Below are 18805 nucleotides of genomic sequence, written 5' to 3' on the forward strand. Positions count from 1 at the left end.
GCGAATTGACGCAGGCTTTTTGTCGCATTCGGGACGATTAAAGATAGTTTCACAGATTTGACACATGTTTGTCATGACACATGCGGAAGGCTGCGATCGTCGGTCAGCAATCGGCAAATCAGAGCACCACAGACAGCCTGATGGATTTTTCGAATCACTGGCGCCTGACCAAAAACAAAAGGCCCCGGCGAACCGGGGCCTTCCGGGAGGCAATCAGACGCGCCTTTTATCAGAAGGAGCGAATGATGCGGAAGTCCACCTGGAAGTCGTCGGACTTGGTCGCACCCTTGTTGGCAGCAGCCTGAGTCGCATTCAACTTGTCTTCATAACGGATATAGGTGGTGTCGATGCCAAACTCGAGACCCTTGACCGGGCTCCACTTGGTGACCTGACCGACAGCCCACGCATTGTAATTATAAGGCATTGCCGCAGTCAGAGTGGAATTGCTGGCGTAACGAACCTCGCCATAGCTGCCGCCGATGGTGGTCGACACAGTCGGGGTCCAGTTATGCGACAGATCGGCAATCACGTTCCAACCGGTCTGACGATGGCCATCAACAAAGTCCACCTGCGAAATCGCTACACCCGAAGCGTCGTTGCCAAGCCCGAAGCGCTGGCTCGAGCGGGTGAAGCCGCCCCATGCGAGGGCATTCTGCTCAAAGTTTGCCTGGAAGCCGATGAAATCACCAGCGGCCAACATCGGCAGGTTGATCTTGGTGTAAGCGCCAGCGCCCCAACCGGAAGCCGTCTTGTTGGCGGCGTTATAATAAGAAGCGTTGTGATAGCCCGCGTCGATGCCAGCTTCGCCCCAGCCCTGCTTGACCGAGATCTCGCCCGTCACGTCCGGTGCACGGCCGCCATTAGCGGTGTAAAGATAAACCGGGGTAGCCGCGCGATTCAGGGTTGAATCCTCAATACCGATCGTCGCCGAGAAGCCGCCACCGAAAGATGCGGTATACCACAGACCAACCGACTTGAAGTCAGGGTTGAACATGGCGTGGTTATAGCCGCTTTCGATATGGTTGAAGATCGTCTCCTTGCGGCCAGCCGTCAGGCCGGCGAAGTTGAGATAGGCGGTGTCGATATAAGCCGAAGCCTGACCGTTGTAGGAATTGGCAGCGCCCGAGTCGGCTTCATAGCCGATATGGGTGGTCAGGTCGCCGTACGAGGTCTTGGTAACGGTGTCGAGGTCGATTTCAGTATCAACCGACATATCGAACGCGTTGGCCGAACGATAAGCCGCATTGCTTGACTTGATGTTCTGGCCGCGTGCGTCAAATTCCACATAGCCCGAGATTTTCAGGCAGGTGTCTGAACCCGGAATGTAGAAATAACCGGCGCCGGCAGCGTCGCAAATCTTGACATATTGCGCAGGCGCAGCCTTCTTCGAGGGAAGGTCAGCAGCCTGAGCGGATGCAGCAGCCACGATAACGGCAGCCGAACCGATCAGAAGGCTCTTGGTAAGAGTCATTTTATATCTCCAGTTCATATGCGCTGAATTGCAAATGTATTTTTGCAGGCAAAAACACGTCTGGTTCAGCGCCACGATTGTTTAAATGAAATATAGACAATATCTATATTTCAAACTGCATGTTGATCATTGCAGACTGGATACAAAATATTGAGTTTGATGATTCAGGCAATCATTAATTGATACAATACTTCAACAAATAATCAATTTTACAAATATTGTTGCAATTATGATACAACTATAAATGAGATTTATTCATAAAAAATATGATGAGTTGGAATAATTCAATATATTGGATATTCAATGAATTTCATTTCATAGCATTGTCGGAAAATATGTGCCGAAAAATAAAAAAGCCCGGCATAAGCCGGGCCTTTATATTGAATTTACAGGATTTATCAGGATTTTGTCTTGTTATAAACATCAAAGAACACGGCCGCGAGCAGCACAAGCCCCTTGATGACCTGCTGCAGGTCAATCCCGACGCCCAGGATCGACATGCCGTTGTTCATCACCCCCATGACGAAGGCGCCAATCACAGCGCCGATCACTTTGCCCACGCCGCCGGAAGCGGACGCCCCGCCGATGAAGCAGGCGGCAATGACGTCAAGCTCAAAGCCGGCGCCCGCCTTGGGCGTCGCCGTATTCAGGCGCGCTGCGAAAATCATGCCCGCAAGCGCAGCCAGAACACCCATATTGACGAATGTATAGAAGGTGAGCCGCTCGGTCTTGATGCCGGAAAGGCGCGCTGCCTTCTCATTGCCCCCCAGCGCGTAGATACGGCGGCCGATGGTCGTGCGCGTGGTGACGAATGTATAGAGCGCGATCAGGATCGCCATAATCACGAGCACATTCGGCAGGCCACGATAGGAAGCCATGAGCCAGGAGAGATAGAGAATCACGACAATGGTCAGTGCATTCTTGACATGGAAGACCAGAGCCGGCTCATTTTCATAGCCGTGCTTCTGATGCTGGCGGCGCTCCATGATATTGGAATAGACCAGCGCCAGCGCCGTGAGGCCGCCGATCCCCAGCGCAGCTATATTGAGCGGTCCGGCAGAGGGCGCGAATGCCGACAGAAAATCTGGTACGAAACCATTGCTCATATGCTGGAACGCGGGCGGGAACGGCCCGACCGAACGCCCGTTGAGGAAATAGAGCGAGAGGCCCTTGAACACCAGCATCCCCGCCAGCGTCACGATAAACGAGGGAATGCGGAAAAAGGCGACGAAATAACCCTGCGCCGCACCAATGAGCCCGCCGAACACGAGGCAGATCAGCACCGTCAGCGCCGTGTCGATCTTGTAATCGACGATCATCACCGCAGCGAGCGCGCCGATGAAGCCGACAACCGAGCCGACAGAAAGGTCGATATGGCCCGCGACGATCACGAGCAGCATGCCCAGCGCCATGATGATGATGTAAGAATTCTGCAACACCAGATTGGTGAGGTTGAGCGGCTCAAGCAGCACGCCGCCGGTCATGAACTGAAAAAACAACATGATGACGACAAGCGCCATCAGCATCGCGTAATCACGCAGATTGCTCTTCAGGAAGTCGCGCGACATCTTTGGCGCACCCTGTGCATCCTTGGCCACAGATACGGCCCGCTGTTCAGAGCTCATAGCACTTTCTCTCCCATTTCCTGCCCGACCCTCATGATGGCGCGCATGATCTTCTCCTGGCTGCCGTCGCTGGCCTGCATTTCAGCCACAAATTCACCTTCGTTCATCACATAGATGCGGTCGCAGATGCCGAGCAGCTCAGGCATTTCCGAGGAAATGACGATCACGCCCTTACCTTCGTCGGCCAGCTGCTGGATGATGCAATAGATTTCATATTTCGCGCCGACATCGATGCCGCGCGTGGGCTCGTCGAGAATGAGAACCTGCGGCTGCGAAAACAGCCATTTCGACAGCACAACCTTCTGCTGGTTGCCGCCCGAAAGGTTCACCGCCTGCTGCATGACGCTGGATGAGCGGATGTTGAGGCGCTTGCGATATTCGTTCGCCACCTGCAATTCGCGCATCTCGTCAATGACGCCGTTATTGGCGACGCCGGAGAGATTGGCCAGCGAGATATTGTGCATGATGTTGTCATTGAGCACGAGGCCGTAGTTCTTGCGGTCCTCTGTGACATAGGCAAGGCCATTGGCCACTGCCCGCTCCACTGTGCTGACATCGATCTCCTTGCCATGCAGCGTCACAGTGCCGCTGATTTTCTGGCCATAGGACCGCCCGAAGATGCTCATCGCCAGTTCGGTGCGTCCGGCGCCCATAAGGCCGGAAATGCCGACGATCTCGCCCCGGCGCACATTGAAACTCACCTTCTTGATCATCCGGCGGTCTGAATGGATGGGGTGATAGACCTGCCAGTCGCGCACTTCAAAGATCGGCTCTCCGATCTGCGGAGTACGTTTCGGATAGCGGTCGGCCATCTCGCGCCCGACCATGCCGCGGATGATCCGGTCTTCGCTCACGGCCTCCTCGCGGCAGTCAAGCGTTTCGACAGTTGCGCCGTCGCGCAGCACCGTAATGGAATCCGCCACTTTGGAGATTTCATTGAGCTTGTGCGAAATCAGGATGGACGAAATGCCCTGCGCCTTGAATTCAAGCAGCAACTCGAGCAGAGCGTTTGAATCACTCTCGTTCAGGCTGGCCGTCGGCTCATCGAGAATGAGCAGCTTCACTTCCTTGGACAGCGCCTTGGCAATCTCGACAAGCTGCTGCTTGCCGACGCCGATATTGGTGATCAGGGTCGAAGGTGGTTCCCTGAGCCCGACCTTGGCCAGCAGATCCCGCGTTTTGCGGTGAACATCGGCCCAGTTGATAATGCCGTTTCGGGCCTGCTCATTGCCAAGGAAGATATTTTCGGCAATCGAGAGCAGCGGCACAAGCGCCAGTTCCTGATGGATGATGATAATTCCCAGCTCTTCGCTGTCGGAAATATTACGAAAGCGGCGCACTTCGCCCTGATAGAGAATATCCCCGTCATAGGTGCCATGTGGATAGACGCCGCTCAAAACCTTCATGAGCGTGGATTTTCCGGCACCATTTTCACCGACGAGTGCATGGATCTCGCCCTGGCGCACTTTCAGATTGACATTTTCAAGCGCTTTCACGCCCGGAAATGTCTTGGTGATGCCGCGCATTTCGAGAATGATGCTCATCACGTTCCCTCGAATTTTAGCTGGTTTGCCCCCGCCGTCGCGCGTCAAGGCTGCGACCCGGGGCATTGTTGCAGAAAAAGCCCGGCATGGCGACCCATGCCGGGCTCTTGTGCCTGAAGGCTGTTACTTGAGCTGATCGGCCTTGTAATAGCCGCTGCCGATCAGAACATCCTTATAATTATGGATATCGACCAGAACCGGCTTGAGCAGATAAGACGGCACAACCTTGACGCCGTTTTCGTAGGTCTTGGTGTCATTGACCTCAACCTTGCCACCCGAGAGCATGGCATCGACCATGTTGACGGTCACTTTGGCGAGCTCGCGGGTGTCCTTGAAGATCGACGACGACTGTTCGCCGGCAATAATCGACTTGATCGAGGCAACCTCACAATCCTGACCGGTCACGTAGGGGAGCGGCAGGTCCTTGGAACCATAGCCAACGCCCTTGAGCGAGGACAGAATGCCGATGCTCAGGCCGTCATAAGGCGAGAGAACGGCATCAACGCGCTTACCCTTGCCGTAATAGGCCGACAGAATATTGTCCATGCGGGCCTGCGCCACAGCGCCATCCCAGCGCAGGGTGCCGACCTTGTCCATGCCCATCTGCTTGGACTGAACAACGAGCTTGCCGCTGTCGATATAGGGCTGGAGAACCGACATCGCGCCATTATAGAAAAAGAAGGCGTTATTGTCGTCCGGCGAACCACCGAACAGCTCGATATTGAACGGACCCTTGCCGCTCTTCAGGCCGAGCGCGTCAACAATCGAGGACGCCTGCAGCACGCCAACCTGGAAATTGTCGAAGGTTGCATAATAGTCGACATTGGCCGAGTTACGGATCAGACGGTCATAGGCAATGACTTTGATCCCCTTGGCAGCGGCGTTCTTCAGTGCATCCGACAAGGTGGTGCCGTCGATCGCGGCGATCACCAGCACCTTGGCGCCCTTGGTGACCATGTTCTCGATCTGGGCCAGCTGGTTCGGGATGTCATCTTCCGCATATTGCAGATCGGTGGCATAGCCCTTTTCCTTGAACACCTTGACCATGTTGTCGCCGTCGGCGATCCAGCGCGCCGAGGACTTCGTCGGCATTGAAATGCCGATCAAACCCTTATCGGCAGCTGCGGCGGCATGAGCAGCAAAGCCAATAAGGCCAGCAGCCAGAACCGACCGGATAAATTTGAAACCCTTCATATATGCTCTCCCTGCTTATTGGACACAGATTTTACCTCCGCGCCCGATTATGGAGCTGCCGCGCAATTTCAGCCTTACAGGCTAGCATGTCGCCCAACCGCATAAAAACCCCCGGGCTGGACAACTTGACGCAGGCAACACTCGGAAACGAAGCTGGCTTTTATCCTGACGATTGTCAAATGCCCATTGCGTCGCTTGCCATATCAATTCTGATATGCTTTTTTAGAACGATCCAAGAGAATTAACCGCGCTGATCTGCATATCGACGGCCAGCGTCATTCCCGCCGACGGAAAGAAGCATGTTCACCAGGCCTGAGCCGGATTCCCTTCCCCTGTTCGATTCCGATGCCCTGCTGCGCCACCGCATCAAGCTTGGGCATATGCGCATGATCGTGGCGCTGGCCGATACGTTGCAGATCGGCGCAGCCGCCTCGTTGCTCAACATCACGCAGCCGGCTGCCTCGCGCATGCTCTCCGAGATGGAGGGCATTCTCAATGTGCAATTGTGCGAGCGCCTGCCGCGCGGCATCGGCCTTACCCCGTTCGGACAGGCCTTTGCCCGACATGCCCGCACCATCCTGCTTGAACTGCGCGAAACCGAGCGCGAAATCGCGGATCTCAAAGCCGGCAAAGGCGGTTTCGTCGCCATGGGCACCGTCACCGCTCCCGCCATTTCCATTGCCGGACCGGCCATCCGCAAATTGCGCGCACATTATCCGCGGGTTCAGATCAGCGTGCAGGTGGAAACGAGCAATACGCTGGCCAAGGAGCTGCTGGCTTCGCGGCTTGATTTCATGCTGGCGCGCATTCCGGACGATCTTAATCCGCGCCTGTTTGAAAGCCGCGTGATCGGCATCGAAAAAGCCTGTCTGATCGTGCGGAAAAATCATCCGCTCATGGTCAATTCACAGGTCCGCCTCGATCAGATCAACCGGTTCGACTGGGTGTTTCAGCCGGGCGGCTCGCTCCTGCGCCGGACCATCGAGGCCATGTTTCTGGCGCATCAGATCCCCCTGCCCGAAAATGTGCTGAACACGTCATCCCTGCTGCTGACGCTGGTCATGGTGGCGCAATCCGACTCGATCGCTCCCATTGCCATTGATGTCGCCAATTTCATCACCCGTCAGGACGGGCTGGCCGGTTCCATCGACATCCTGCCGCTGGACCGCGAAATTCTCCTGCAACCCTACAGTCTGATCACGTTGCGCGGGCGCAGGCTCTCTCCGACCGCAGACTTGCTCTGCGACTACATCACCCGCGAATTCGAGACGAATGCGCGGCAGCATACCGAAATGGAATTGCTTCAGGCAAACAACGTCCTGTAGGCCGCCTGCAGGACATTCTTCTGCACCTTCCCCATCGTGTTGCGGGGCAGTTCCTCAACGAATATCACCCGCTTGGGCTGTTTGAATTTTGCCAGTTTCGGCGCCAGCGCTTCAAGAATCTGCGATTCAGAAATGACCGAGCCCTTTGCCCGCACAACGACAGCCGTCACCGCCTCGCCGAAATCAGGATGCGGCACACCGATCACCGCGCTCTCAAACACGCCATCCAAGGCGTCGATCTCGCTTTCAACTTCCTTGGGATAGACGTTAAAGCCGCCGGTGATCACGAGATCCTTGCCTCGCCCGACAATATGCACATAGCCATTGGCGTCGATGCGGCCAAGATCGCCGGTAATGAAAAACCCGTCAGCCCGAAATTCCGCAGCAGTCTTTTCCGGCATCCGCCAATAGCCCTTGAACACATTGGGGCCCTTCACCTCGATCATGCCGATCTCGCCATCCGGCACCGGCACGCCCGACTCGGCATTGACGATGCGCAGCGATACGCCGGGCAAAGGCCGGCCCACCGCGCCCGGCACACGCGCGCCGTCATAGGGATTGGACGTGATCATATTGGTTTCGGTCATGCCATAGCGCTCCAATATGGCATGGCCGGTTCTCTCGGACCAAAGCCGGTGCGTATCAGCCAGCAAGGGCGCCGAGCCCGAAATGAACAGGCGCATGTGCCGCGCCGCATCGCGGTTGAGCTGCGGATTTTGCAACAGGCGCACATAAAAGGTCGGTACGCCCATCAGGACACTGGCGCGCGGCATGAGGCGCAGAATCTCGTCCGGATCGAACCGGCTCAGAAAAATCATCGAAGAGCCCGCCATCAGCGTCACATTGCTGGCGACAAACAGGCCATGCGTATGAAAGATCGGCAAGGCATGCAGCAGCACATCTGCCGCGCTGAAGCGCCAATGCGTGACCAGCGCCCGGGCGTTGCTGGCAAGGTTGTCATGAGTCAGCATGGCGCCCTTTGAGCGTCCGGTCGTGCCGGATGTGTAGAGCAAAGCGGCAAGATCGCCGGCCCCGCGCGCGACATTGGCAAAGTCCGCGCTTTGCCCGCGCGCCCGGTCCGCCAATGAGCCATCTCCGGCCGTGCCAAGGGTCAGAACCTTGATCGACCGCGCGGCGCAAAAACCGTCGGCATGCGCCGCCCGCTCCGGCGCCGTGACGAAAATCGCCGGCTCCGAATCTGCAAGGAAATATTCGACCTCGTTCTGCGTGTAAGCCGTATTTAGCGGCACGAAAACTATTCCCGCGCGCACACAGGCGAGATAGAGAAACAAGGCGTCCGGACTTTTGTCGACCTGCACATTCACCCGGTCACCCGGCTTCGCGCCCTCGGCAACAAGCGCGTTCGCCAGCCGCGCCGATTGCGCCAGCATATCGCCATAGGTCAATATCTCGCCCGATTGCGTCTCGATAAAAGGCCGCTCCGGTGCGGTTCCAGCCTCAAGAAACGCGTCAAAGAGATGATTAGCCATGTTATTTCCCTGATTACCCGCTTCTTCGGGGTATATGGGCCGTTTTACAGATATTCGCGGGCCGGATGAAGCCCTGCCAAAGGATGACGGAGCGCAAGGTTGGCATTCTTGCCGGGCCTCAGGCGCCCTGAAAGACCGCAAGCGCCGCTTTCATCTCTGCGACGCCGCCCGCGATCTGACTGTCGGTGGGGCTGAACCCCGCACCGATCATCCGCCGCCCAAGCATATGATCAGCGGCGCGGTTGACCGAATCAACCGCCATCAGACGCGGACCGCGAAAATGAAACAGCGAAAATTGATTGCTCTCGATGCTGCCCAGCAGAACCGAACGATCCGTGGCAACATTAAGCCCGGTCATCTGGAGCTTGACAGCACCCTGATCCGACCAGAACCATGGCACGTCGCGATATGTTTCTCCGGCGCCAAGTATATTGTGCGCAACCAGTTTCGCGTGATCCGTGGCATTCTGCACCGATTCAAGGCGCATATTCTGGCCGACCTGCCAATGTGGAAAATTCGCACAATCGCCGATCGCGAAAATATCGTGATTTTCTGTGCGCAACTGCGCGTCAACAGACACGCCATTGGCGCAGGCCAGACCGGCCTCGGCCGCCAGTTCGACATTCGGTTCGGCACCCACGCTGATCAGCACGAGATCTGCGGGGAAACGGCTGCCGTCGGCCATGATCACGCCCGAGACATGCGATTCGCCATCAATTTTGGCAATGCGCGCCGATTTAAAAATCCGCGCTCCCAACCCGCAGTGCATTTCTTCCATATAAGACGAGATGAGCGGCGCAACCGCGCGCCCGAGCACGCGGTCCCCCGCCTCCAGCACGACAACGTCCTTGCCCAGTGCCGCCATTGTCGCCGCCACTTCCAGCCCGATAAACCCCGCGCCAATCACCACCACGGAACGGGCGCGTGACATGGCCTCGCGCAGGATGCCGGCATCCGACAGTGATCGCAGCATGAAGGTTCCGGGCAGGTCGGCGCCCGCCACCTGCAGCCGGCGCGGGCGCGTTCCCGTCGCCAGCACCAGTTTGTCGAATGCGTGAATTTCCCCCCCGGATGTCTCGAGGCGGCGCGCACGAGCATCGATCCGGGCAATCCGGGTCTTCAGCCGCAGTTCGATGGCATTGTCGATATAAAAACTCTCAGGGCGAAGAATCTGCGGCTCGTGATCCGGCGTTTTCAAAAAGGCCTTGGACAACGGCGGCTTGTGATAGGGCAAATCCGGCTCATCGCAGAACAGGTGAACCGGTTCCTCGTATCCCGCCTCGCGAAGACTGGCGGCAAGCTGAACGCCCCCGTGTCCGGCCCCGATGATCGCCACACCCTTTTTCTGCATTTCATTCACCTGCGAAAGATCGCCCAATTACCAAAATGCAGTTTCGCCAAATTTTGCAGGCACGAAAAGCAGAAAGTGCAGAAAGGAAAAAAGTACAGAAAGGATAATGGTCGGAGTGGCGGGATTCGAACCCACGACCCCTAGTCCCCCAGACTAGTGCGCTAACCGGGCTGCGCTACACTCCGACTGTCCCGCCTTATAGAGAAGGCCAGCCCCGAGTGCAATGACCCCCGCCACAAAATCTTGCACTGCTCCGGCGATTGACGCACCGCCTGAAAAGCCTATTCGGCCAGAGCACGGCGCAGCATCGCCACGCCCTCATCAATTTCGAACAACGCCGCCTTGAGACGGTGAGCATCCTCATAGCTCAGATGCGTCTGCTCCAGCCCGAGCGGCAATTCGGCACCATCCAGCGCCATATCGTGGTCGGGTGCGGCATCATCCTCGCTGTCGTCGGGATGTCCGGCAGCCTGCTCGGCCCGCGGCGCAATGATCACCTCGCCATGCAGATTCTGCGCCTGAGCGATCAGGGTCTTGACCCCCTGCTCCTTCAGAATGCGCTGGACGCCGCGGATCGTATAGCCCTGCCCGTAGAGAAGCTGCTGTATCGCCCGGATCAGATCGACATCCTCTGGGCGATAATAGCGGCGGCCGCCGCTGCGTTTCAACGGCTTGATCTGGGAGAAGCGTGTCTCCCAGAATCTCAGAACATGTTGTGGAATATTGAGGTCGACTCCGACCTCGCTGATCGTGCGAAATGCTTCCGGGCTTTTATCGACCATTTACGAAAAGCGCCCCCTCTCGCCTGTCTCAATCGCTTTCGTCAGCGACAGTCTCCCCGTTGACGCGCGCTTTCATGATATTTGACGGCTTGAACACCATCACCCGCCGCGGCGTTATCGGCACTTCAACGCCGGTTTTGGGATTTCGCCCGATCCGCTCCGATTTTGAGCGAACCAGAAATGAACCAAAGGAGGAAAGCTTGACGTTTTCGCCGCGAACCAGAGTTTCTGAAATTTCGGCAAGTACGGTTTCCACCAATTCGGCTGACTCGATTCGAGAAAGACCGACACGTTGATACACAGCTTCGGCCAAATCAGCGCGCGTAATTGTTCTTGTCGTTTTCGGCTTATTCATGAGATTTTGCTGACCTTTTTACCACGCCGCCACTGAGCGTATAAAAATAAAACCCTACTCCAATGACTTTTATGGGGATTTTTCTCAGAATGGAAGACACCCCACGCATTTTTCTGGCGTAAATTGCAGATCACCAGCGAATAAGCGCGCTTCCCCAGGTAAAACCGCCGCCCATTGCTTCAATCATCACCAGATCACCCTGCTTGATACGCCCGTCCGCCTTGGCAACGCTCAGCGCCAGCGGAATCGAAGCCGCCGAAGTATTGCCGTGCAAATGCACGGTGACGACAACCTTTTCCGGCGCAATGCCAAGCTTTTCGGCGGATGCGTCGATGATGCGGCGATTGGCCTGATGCGGCACAAACCAGTCGAGATCGTCCGCGGTCACCCCTGCCGCGGCGAAAGCATCGTTGATGACATCGGTCACCATGCCCACGGCATGACGGAAGACTTCCCGCCCTTCCATGCGCAGATGCCCCACGGTTTGGGTGGTTGAAGGGCCGCCGTCAACAAAGAGCTTTGCCCGGTGCCGCCCGTCCGAGCGCAGGTGGCTGGTCATGATGCCGCGCTCGTTCGGCGCGCCGGTCACCGGCTGCGCCTCGAGAACAACAGCGCCCGCGCCATCGCCGAACAGCACGCAGGTGGTGCGGTCTTCCCAGTTCAGCAGGCGGGAGAATGTCTCCGCACCAATGACAAGAGCCCGCTGATGCGAGCCCGACGTCAGAAACTTATCGGCGGTGGACATGGCAAAGACAAAGCCCGAACACACCGCCTGCATGTCGAATGCCACGCCGCGTGTGATGCCAAGTTCGGCCTGAACGATGGTTGCCGTTGCCGGAAAGGTAAAATCGGGGGTTGATGTCGCAACAATGATGAGATCAATGTCATCAGGTGTCACCCCGGCATCCAGCAACGCGGCGCGCGCGGCGCGCGTGGCCAGCACGGATGTGGTTTCATCAGGCCCCGCGATATAGCGCTGCCGGATGCCCGTGCGCTGTGTGATCCATTCGTCGGATGTGTCCACCCTCTTTTCCATGTCCGCATTGGTGACACAGGAGGCTGGCAGCGCCGATCCAATTCCGCAAACGACAGACCGCAATGCCCTTCTGGCAGGAAACTTGAATTCTTTCACAATCTGTCCGTTCAGTTTTCGCTATATTGAGACTGCTGCGTTGCCCCGTGAGGCAGTCTCCCCTCCTGCGCCAGAGCCAGCGCATCACGGATTTTGCCTAAAAGACCATGCTTGACCATCTCATAGCCGACTTCGACCGCGCCTGCAAAACCAATTGCATCGGTGCCGCCGTGACTCTTGATCACGACGCCGTCAAGACCAAGGAACACGCCGCCATTGACCTTCCGGGGATCCATTTTTTCGCGGATGGCGGCAAATGCGCCGCGCGCCAGCAGATAGCCAAGCTTGGCCATGAGGCTGCTGCTCATCGCCTCTCGCAGGAACTGCGCCAGCTGGCGGGCCGTACCTTCTGCGGTTTTCAGCGCGATATTGCCGGTATAGCCCTCCGTGACCACCACATCGACCGTGCCGCGGCCAATATCATCGCCCTCGACAAAGCCGTGGTAGGTGAGGTTAGGCATGGGCGTTTCACGCAGAATACGCCCCGCGGCCTTGATTTCCTCAAGCCCCTTGATCTCTTCCACACCGACATTCAGCAATCCGACGCTGGGCCTGTCGATATCGAAGACAATCTGCGCCATGGCCGCGCCCATAATGGCAAGATCGACCAGATGCTGCGCATCGGCACCGATGGTTGCGCCGACATCCAGAACAATGCTCTCGCCGCGCATGGTCGGCCACATGGCCGCAATGGCCGGCCGGTCGATCTGCGGCATGGTGCGCAGGCAGAATTTCGACATGGCCATCAGAGCGCCGGTATTGCCCGCCGAAACCGCGACATCCGCAGCGCCTCTCTTGACCGCATCAAGAGCCAGCCACATCGACGAGACCTTACGCCCGGCCCGCAACGCCTGGCTCGGCTTGTCGGTCATCTGAACCGCAACATCGGTATGCTCGACGCTGGACGCCGCCTTCAACGCCGGATATTGATCAAGCAGCGGGTTAACCTGCTTCGAGTCGCCAAAAAAGATGAAGGAAATATCCGGCCGCCGCTCAATCGCTATGGCCGCTCCCGGAATGACGATCTTTGGCCCAAAATCACCGCCCATTGCATCGATTGCAATGCGAATTTTTGCTGCCCCCGCGTCTTTCGCCATCAGAATATCCCGACTCCCGTGCACAGGTTAGATCATAGCATCATGACATTTCAATTTCGGCGAGACAATAACCGCTCGCCGGTCAATGGCAATCCGCAAATGTAATTCAATCGGAGGTTTTTGGGCCCGGCTTCAACTTAGCAAGAGTTGCAAAAGGCGAAGTTGTGCTTTCCTCCACCTCCGGCGCGTTGACTTCAAGGTGGGAGATCCCCTCGGCGACGGCTCCGAGATCGGCTCCGGGTTTGCGCGGATAGGGGTCCAGTCCGAGCGTGAAAAATTCCATGATCAGTGCGCCAAGGTTGATCTTGCCGTCCGCCAATTCCTCGGGCTCGTCCTCTTCATCAAGATGATGTTCGATGACACGTTCGGGCAGATCCTTCATGACCTGCGCCTTGCTGAACCGGCTGTTGGGCACAGCCGCAGGCATGGCGGGCGGAACAAACTTAAGCTCGAATTGCTCTTTGACGCTGACGTCGAACGGCTCAAGCGTCACGACGCATGTCTGCACGACTTGCGCCGACACGTTTCCGGTCACGCGCGCGCCTGCACGGCCAAAGCGGGAAATCTCAAACTCAGCCTCGCAGGATTTGACCTCGACAAGATTGTTCAGTTCGGCAAGAGCCTTGCGCTGCGCCGCATCCGCGGCCACATGCAATTTTACCGGCTTGTCGCGCAGCGAGTCTGCCGAAAAGATAAGGTGAAAAGGGCCGGACGCAGCGACGCCGGTTTCAGCCACAGGTTCCATGATTCACCCCTCTCCGTTGGTCTGGCTGATCTGCGCCGGGTCCGGAAAGGGCACCTGACCATCCGTGAATATGGCGAGTTCCGCGGCGGACAGCGCCGTCTCAGCGGCCAGAACATAGCGCAGCATCCGCTCCGCCGCAAAATGATTTCCCGCAGCTTGCGCATCGCCAGCGCCGAAATTGCGTCGCAGACTGTCTTGCAACGCGGCCTGATCTTTGGCCGCAAGCGCAGCCTCATAGGCGCTGATTCTGCCTGCGAAGGATTTTGCATATTTCTTCAGGCGTTTCGGCACGGCAATATCGCCGATGCCTTCCTGCCGCAGAATGATTTCAAGATGGCGCACGACAGCGTCGGCAAAATCCTGCGCCACATCCTGCGCCGGCGGCGGCAATTGCTTCAGCCGCCGCAGCACGAGGCTGCTCATCAGGCAAAACAGATCAAAGCGGCCGTCGAAATCATCGCGCACGCCATATTCAAGATAGAAAGCAGGCTGACGCGCCGCCAGCACCACCTGCGCGTGAAGCCGGTCGATCAGCCTGCGGTTCCCGCTCTGGCCGATACCGAAAAATTTCAATATATGTTCAAACATCATCCGGCTCTTTTCCCTCGAAGCTCGAACTTCTTCCAACCAAGGTAAAATCGCCGAATGCAGACGGCGACCTTGCTTTTCAGCCCTGTGCGAGTTAGGCATCTACAAGCCATGTGGCAAGAGAAAACTCGTCCCTCGCCGGATGAAGCTAATCTGGCATGGCGCCAGCATCGGTGGAGTTGTTGAATGTCCGCAAAGGTATCTGTACCCGCATCAGCCCGTTCTCTCAAAGGTTCCCGCCGCGCTTTTTTGGCGCTGGCTCTGGGTCTGGGCCTCTCCGGCTGTCTTGGTTATGACGGCACGGTCACGCGCGGCTATGTGCCGGACTCAGACACCATCGCCCAGTTGAAGCCGGGGCTGCCTGCGGAAAAAGTGCTGAACCTCCTTGGAACGCCCTCGACGACATCAACCGTTGGCGGCGATGCCTGGTATTACATCAGCCAGAAGGTTGAAAAGAAACTTGAATTCATGAAGCCCGAAGTTACCGACCAGCGTGTGCTGGCCGTCTATTTCGACAAGAACAAGAAAGTCGCGCGCATCGCCAATTATGGCCTGCAGGACGGCAAGGTCTTCGACTTCATCTCGCGCACCACACCCACTGGCGGTTCGGAGCCAAGCTTCCTCAACAACATGCTCAAGGGGCTGTTCCGGTTCGGCTGAGCCGCCGGATACATCGGGCGACACATGCAAAAGGCCGGAGATTCTCCGGCCTTTATTTTTTCTATCGCCCTTCCCTTTCCCGGCAGGAAAAGGAAATCAGGTCGCCGGCCCGCTGAGAGCCGGCGACGGGACTATTGATGGGCAAGAATGGCCAGAAGCAGCAAGGCCACGATATTGGTGATCTTGATGGCCGGGTTGACGGCCGGGCCGGCTGTATCCTTGTAGGGATCGCCGACCGTATCGCCGGTCACCGATGCCTTATGCGCATCGCCGCCCTTGAAATGCTTGACACCGTCCTTATCTGTGAAGCCGTCTTCAAAGCTCTTCTTGGCATTGTCCCAGGCGCCGCCGCCCGATGTCATCGAAATAGCGACGAAAAGTCCGTTGACGATAACGCCGAGAAGCGAGGCCCCCAGCGCCGCAAAGGCCGAAGCCTTGGAGCCGGATATCAGCAACACGCCGAAATAAGCCACAATCGGCGCCAGAACCGGCAGCAGGGACGGCACAATCATCTCGCGGATCGCCGCCTTGGTCAGCATATCGACAGCACGGGCATAGTCCGGCTTCGATGTGCCCGCCATGATGCCCGGATTTTCGCGGAACTGGCGGCGCACCTCCTCAACCACGGAACCGGCCGCACGGCCGACGGCCGTCATGGCAATACCGCCGAAGAGATAGGGGATAAGACCGCCGAAGATCAGGCCCGCAACAACGTAAGGGTTGCTGAGGTCGAAGGATACGACGCCCATATTCTTGAAGTAGGTATATTTATCGCTGTTCGCCGCAAAGAAGCTCAGGTCGTTGGAATAGGCGGCAAACAGCACCAGCGCGCCAAGACCCGCCGAACCAATGGCATAGCCCTTTGTCACAGCCTTGGTGGTGTTGCCCACCGCATCGAGAGCGTCGGTATTGTGACGCACCGATTTGTCGAGGCCAGACATTTCCGCGATGCCGCCGGCATTGTCGGTCACCGGGCCGAAAGCGTCGAGCGCCACGATCATGCCGGCAAGGCCGAGCATGGTGGTGACGGCGATAGCCGTGCCATAGAGACCAGCCAGCTGGTAGGTGGAGATAATGCCGCCCACGATGACCAGCGCCGGCAGGGCTGTCGATTCAAGCGAAACAGCCAGACCCTGAATGACGTTGGTGCCGTGCCCCGTTACCGAAGCCTGCGCGATGGAGACAACCGGACGCTTGCCCGTGCCTGTGTAATATTCGGTTATGACAACGATGAGACCCGTCACCACCAGACCGATGAGCCCGCAGACAAACAGGTTCATGCCGGTAACCGACATGGCGCCGACCTTGGCAATCTCGCCCCAGCCTGCAACAAAACCCGTCGCAAGCCACAGGCCAACGACAGACAGAAGGCCGGTAACGATAAGACCTTTGTACAGCGCGCCCATGATCGAAGGATTCGGCCCCGCGCTGAGCTTGACGAAATAGGTGCCGATGATCGAGGTCAGAATGCAGGCCGCACAGATGGCCAGCGGATAGAGCATCATGGTCGCCACATTGGCGCCGCCCGCGAAAATGGCGCCGAGCACCATGGTGCCCACCACCGTCACGGCATAGGTTTCGAACAGGTCGGCGGCCATGCCGGCGCAATCGCCGACATTGTCGCCGACATTGTCGGCGATCGTGGCCGGATTACGCGGATCATCCTCCGGAATGCCGGCCTCAACCTTGCCGACAAGATCAGCGCCCACATCGGCGCCCTTGGTGAAGATACCGCCGCCCAGACGGGCAAAAATGGAAATCAGCGAAGCGCCGAAGCCAAGGCCCACAAGGGCGTCGATCACCTCGCGGCTGCCCGGTTCCAGCCCCATAGGGCCTGTCAGCACATAAAATTCGCCAGCCACGCCGATCAGCGCCAGCCCCGCAACCAGCATGCCTGTCACGGCGCCGGCCTTAAAGGCGATATTGAGGCCGCCCGCAAGAGACTGAGAGGCCGCCTGCGCCGTGCGCACATTGGCGCGTACAGAAACGTTCATGCCGATAAAGCCAGCCGCGCCGGAAAGCACGGCGCCGATCAGAAAGGCAATGGCCACTTTCCCGCCGAGCAAGGCCCAAAGCAGGATGAAGATCACGACGCCGACTGCACCGATCGAAATATATTGGCGTTTCAGATAGGCTTGCGCGCCTTCGGCGATTGCCGCGGCAATTTCCTGCATGCGCTGCGAGCCAGCATCCGCCGCCATCACCTGATTAATGGTCACGACGCCGTAGATAACCGAGAGGAGTCCCCCCAGCAAAATGAGCCATATAACTGCCATTGACGTTTCTTCTCCTTAGCTTTCCGCATTTTACGGCCGCTCCGTGATCGGACTGTCCGGAGTCTGTGTGTAATTGTTGCCAGAAAGTCAGGCGGGCCGCAATGCGCGCAAAAGGACAAAAGCGCACATTTTTTCAATGTTTTGGTGGATAATGATCAAGTCGGGGAAATAATTTTCGAAAATTCAGAAATGCGCGTAGGAGCCTCTGGCAAAGTGGCGCGACTCGCCATCGGACCCGAGAAAAACCGCATCTGCGCCGCCACACCGTCCGACAGCGCACAGCGCCACGCCGCTCGATAGGGCGGCGCGCTCAAATTCGGAGCTTTGCCCGGGCGCCACGGCGACCAGAAGCTCATAATCATCGCCGCCTGTCACCATGTCATCGAACAGATGCGGGCTGTGCGCCAGCGCCAGCCGCGCGGCTGCGGAAAGCGGCACGTCGGCAAGGCGAATCACAGCCCCCACGCCCGAGACCCTCAGCATTTTGCGCGCATCGCCGACAAAGCCGTCGGAAATATCCATCGCGCCATGGGCATGCTGCCGCACTGCCTGCGCCAGCGCCACGCGCGGCTCCGGCACCAGATAGCGCTGCAGCAGGAAATCGCGCGCCTCCTGCGGCAATGCGGCGATCCAGCCGCGATCCTGCGGCTGATCGAGCCGGATCTTCAGACCAAGCACCGCATCGCCGATGGTGCCCGTCACGTAAAGAATGTCTCCGGCCCGCGCGCCACCACGCCGCACCATGCCGCCCAGCGGCACGGTGCCCAGTGCCGTCAGCGACAATGTCAGCGGACCTTTGGCCGTATCCCCGCCCAGCAAGGGAAAACCAAAGCCGCGAATGTCCTGCCCCAGACCGCTGGCAAATTCCGGCAACCAGTGTTCGGATAAACCTTCGGGCATGACAAGCCCGAGAAAACAGCCAAATGGCCGCGCGCCCTTGGCCGCAAGATCGGACAAATTCACGCGCAGCAATTTTCGGGCTATATCGGCAGGCGGATCGTCGGAGAAGAAATGTCCGTCCGCAACGATGAGATCCTTGGTGACAACGAAAGCCTCGCCCGGCGGCGGCACGACTTCCGCCGCATCATCTGTCAGGCCGAATGCCCCCTCACCGGCCAGCGGCGCGAAATAGGCGGCGATGATTTCGTCTTCGGAAAGAGCCATGGCTCG

General features: G+C 57.9%; 15 protein-coding genes, 1 tRNA gene and 1 pseudogene. 2 read left to right on the plus strand and 15 right to left on the minus strand.

The features are described from left to right. Window positions 1–229: 229 nt before the first annotated feature. From AC0N03_RS06415 to chvE, 4 genes are all read right to left on the minus strand, one after another. The gene (locus AC0N03_RS06415) at window positions 230–1471 is read right to left on the minus strand and encodes a porin (RefSeq protein WP_474287787.1); all 1242 of its coding nucleotides are present in this window, start codon (window positions 1469–1471) and stop codon (window positions 230–232) included. A 398-nt stretch (window positions 1472–1869) separates the two neighbouring features. Then, window positions 1870–3039, minus strand: coding sequence for a multiple monosaccharide ABC transporter permease (gene mmsB / locus AC0N03_RS06420; protein WP_474288106.1), 1170 nt, complete (start codon window positions 3037–3039; stop codon window positions 1870–1872). A gap of 53 nt (window positions 3040–3092) precedes the next feature. Continuing rightward, window positions 3093–4640, minus strand: a complete 1548-nt coding sequence (gene mmsA / locus AC0N03_RS06425; RefSeq protein WP_474287788.1) for a multiple monosaccharide ABC transporter ATP-binding protein — start codon at window positions 4638–4640, stop codon at window positions 3093–3095. A gap of 123 nt (window positions 4641–4763) precedes the next feature. Continuing rightward, window positions 4764–5834 carry a multiple monosaccharide ABC transporter substrate-binding protein gene (gene chvE, locus AC0N03_RS06430; RefSeq protein ID WP_474287789.1) on the minus strand — a complete coding sequence of 357 codons (1071 nt, stop codon included), beginning with the start codon at window positions 5832–5834 and terminating at the stop codon, window positions 4764–4766. A 299-nt stretch (window positions 5835–6133) separates the two neighbouring features. Between chvE and AC0N03_RS06435 the strand changes: the two genes are divergently transcribed. Beyond that, entirely contained in the window at window positions 6134–7159 is a 1026-nt protein-coding gene (locus tag AC0N03_RS06435; RefSeq protein ID WP_474287790.1) for a LysR family transcriptional regulator, read from the plus strand. Here AC0N03_RS06435 and AC0N03_RS06440 read toward each other — a convergent pair. The 9 genes and pseudogenes from AC0N03_RS06440 to AC0N03_RS06480 all read right to left on the minus strand — a co-directional run bounded on the left by AC0N03_RS06440 (window position 7138) and on the right by AC0N03_RS06480 (window position 14699). Further along, entirely contained in the window at window positions 7138–8649 is a 1512-nt protein-coding gene (locus AC0N03_RS06440; protein ID WP_474287791.1) for a malonate--CoA ligase, read from the minus strand. The two genes, AC0N03_RS06435 and AC0N03_RS06440, sit on opposite strands and share 22 nt — an antisense overlap. 118 nt (window positions 8650–8767) lie before the next feature. Next, a complete protein-coding gene (locus tag AC0N03_RS06445) occupies window positions 8768–10000 on the minus strand; it encodes an NAD(P)/FAD-dependent oxidoreductase (protein ID WP_474287792.1) in 1233 nt (410 codons plus the stop codon). Between the two features lie 107 nt (window positions 10001–10107). Continuing rightward, a tRNA-Pro gene (locus AC0N03_RS06450) sits at window positions 10108–10185 on the minus strand. Between the two features lie 96 nt (window positions 10186–10281). After that, complete coding sequence (locus AC0N03_RS06455; protein ID WP_474287793.1) at window positions 10282–10782, minus strand: MerR family transcriptional regulator; 501 nt, start codon at window positions 10780–10782, stop codon at window positions 10282–10284. A gap of 28 nt (window positions 10783–10810) precedes the next feature. After that, a pseudogene (locus AC0N03_RS06460) lies at window positions 10811–11140 on the minus strand (integration host factor subunit alpha); the annotation flags it as partial. A 127-nt stretch (window positions 11141–11267) separates the two neighbouring features. After that, a complete protein-coding gene (locus tag AC0N03_RS06465) occupies window positions 11268–12236 on the minus strand; it encodes a beta-ketoacyl-ACP synthase III (protein ID WP_474287794.1) in 969 nt (322 codons plus the stop codon). Window positions 12237–12280: 44 nt separating this feature from the next. After that, window positions 12281–13366, minus strand: a complete 1086-nt coding sequence (gene plsX, locus AC0N03_RS06470; protein WP_474287795.1) for a phosphate acyltransferase PlsX — start codon at window positions 13364–13366, stop codon at window positions 12281–12283. Between the two features lie 106 nt (window positions 13367–13472). After that, entirely contained in the window at window positions 13473–14111 is a 639-nt protein-coding gene (locus tag AC0N03_RS06475) for a YceD family protein (RefSeq protein WP_474287796.1), read from the minus strand. A 3-nt stretch (window positions 14112–14114) separates the two neighbouring features. After that, on the minus strand, window positions 14115–14699 hold the full coding sequence (locus AC0N03_RS06480; protein WP_474287797.1) for a ubiquinol-cytochrome C chaperone family protein: 585 nt from the start codon (window positions 14697–14699) through the stop codon (window positions 14115–14117). 186 nt (window positions 14700–14885) lie between these two features. Between AC0N03_RS06480 and AC0N03_RS06485 the strand changes: the two genes are divergently transcribed. After that, window positions 14886–15359, plus strand: a complete 474-nt coding sequence (locus tag AC0N03_RS06485) for an outer membrane protein assembly factor BamE (protein ID WP_474287798.1) — start codon at window positions 14886–14888, stop codon at window positions 15357–15359. Between the two features lie 131 nt (window positions 15360–15490). Here AC0N03_RS06485 and AC0N03_RS06490 read toward each other — a convergent pair whose 3' ends face one another. Next, on the minus strand, window positions 15491–17635 hold the full coding sequence (locus tag AC0N03_RS06490) for a sodium-translocating pyrophosphatase (protein WP_474287799.1): 2145 nt from the start codon (window positions 17633–17635) through the stop codon (window positions 15491–15493). 183 nt (window positions 17636–17818) lie between these two features. Then, window positions 17819–18799 (minus strand): thiamine-phosphate kinase, encoded by a 981-nt coding sequence (gene thiL / locus AC0N03_RS06495; RefSeq protein ID WP_474287800.1) that lies wholly within the window; start codon window positions 18797–18799, stop codon window positions 17819–17821. Window positions 18800–18805: the final 6 nt, after the last annotated feature.

Source organism: Methylocystis sp. sgz306128, assembly GCF_056032725.1.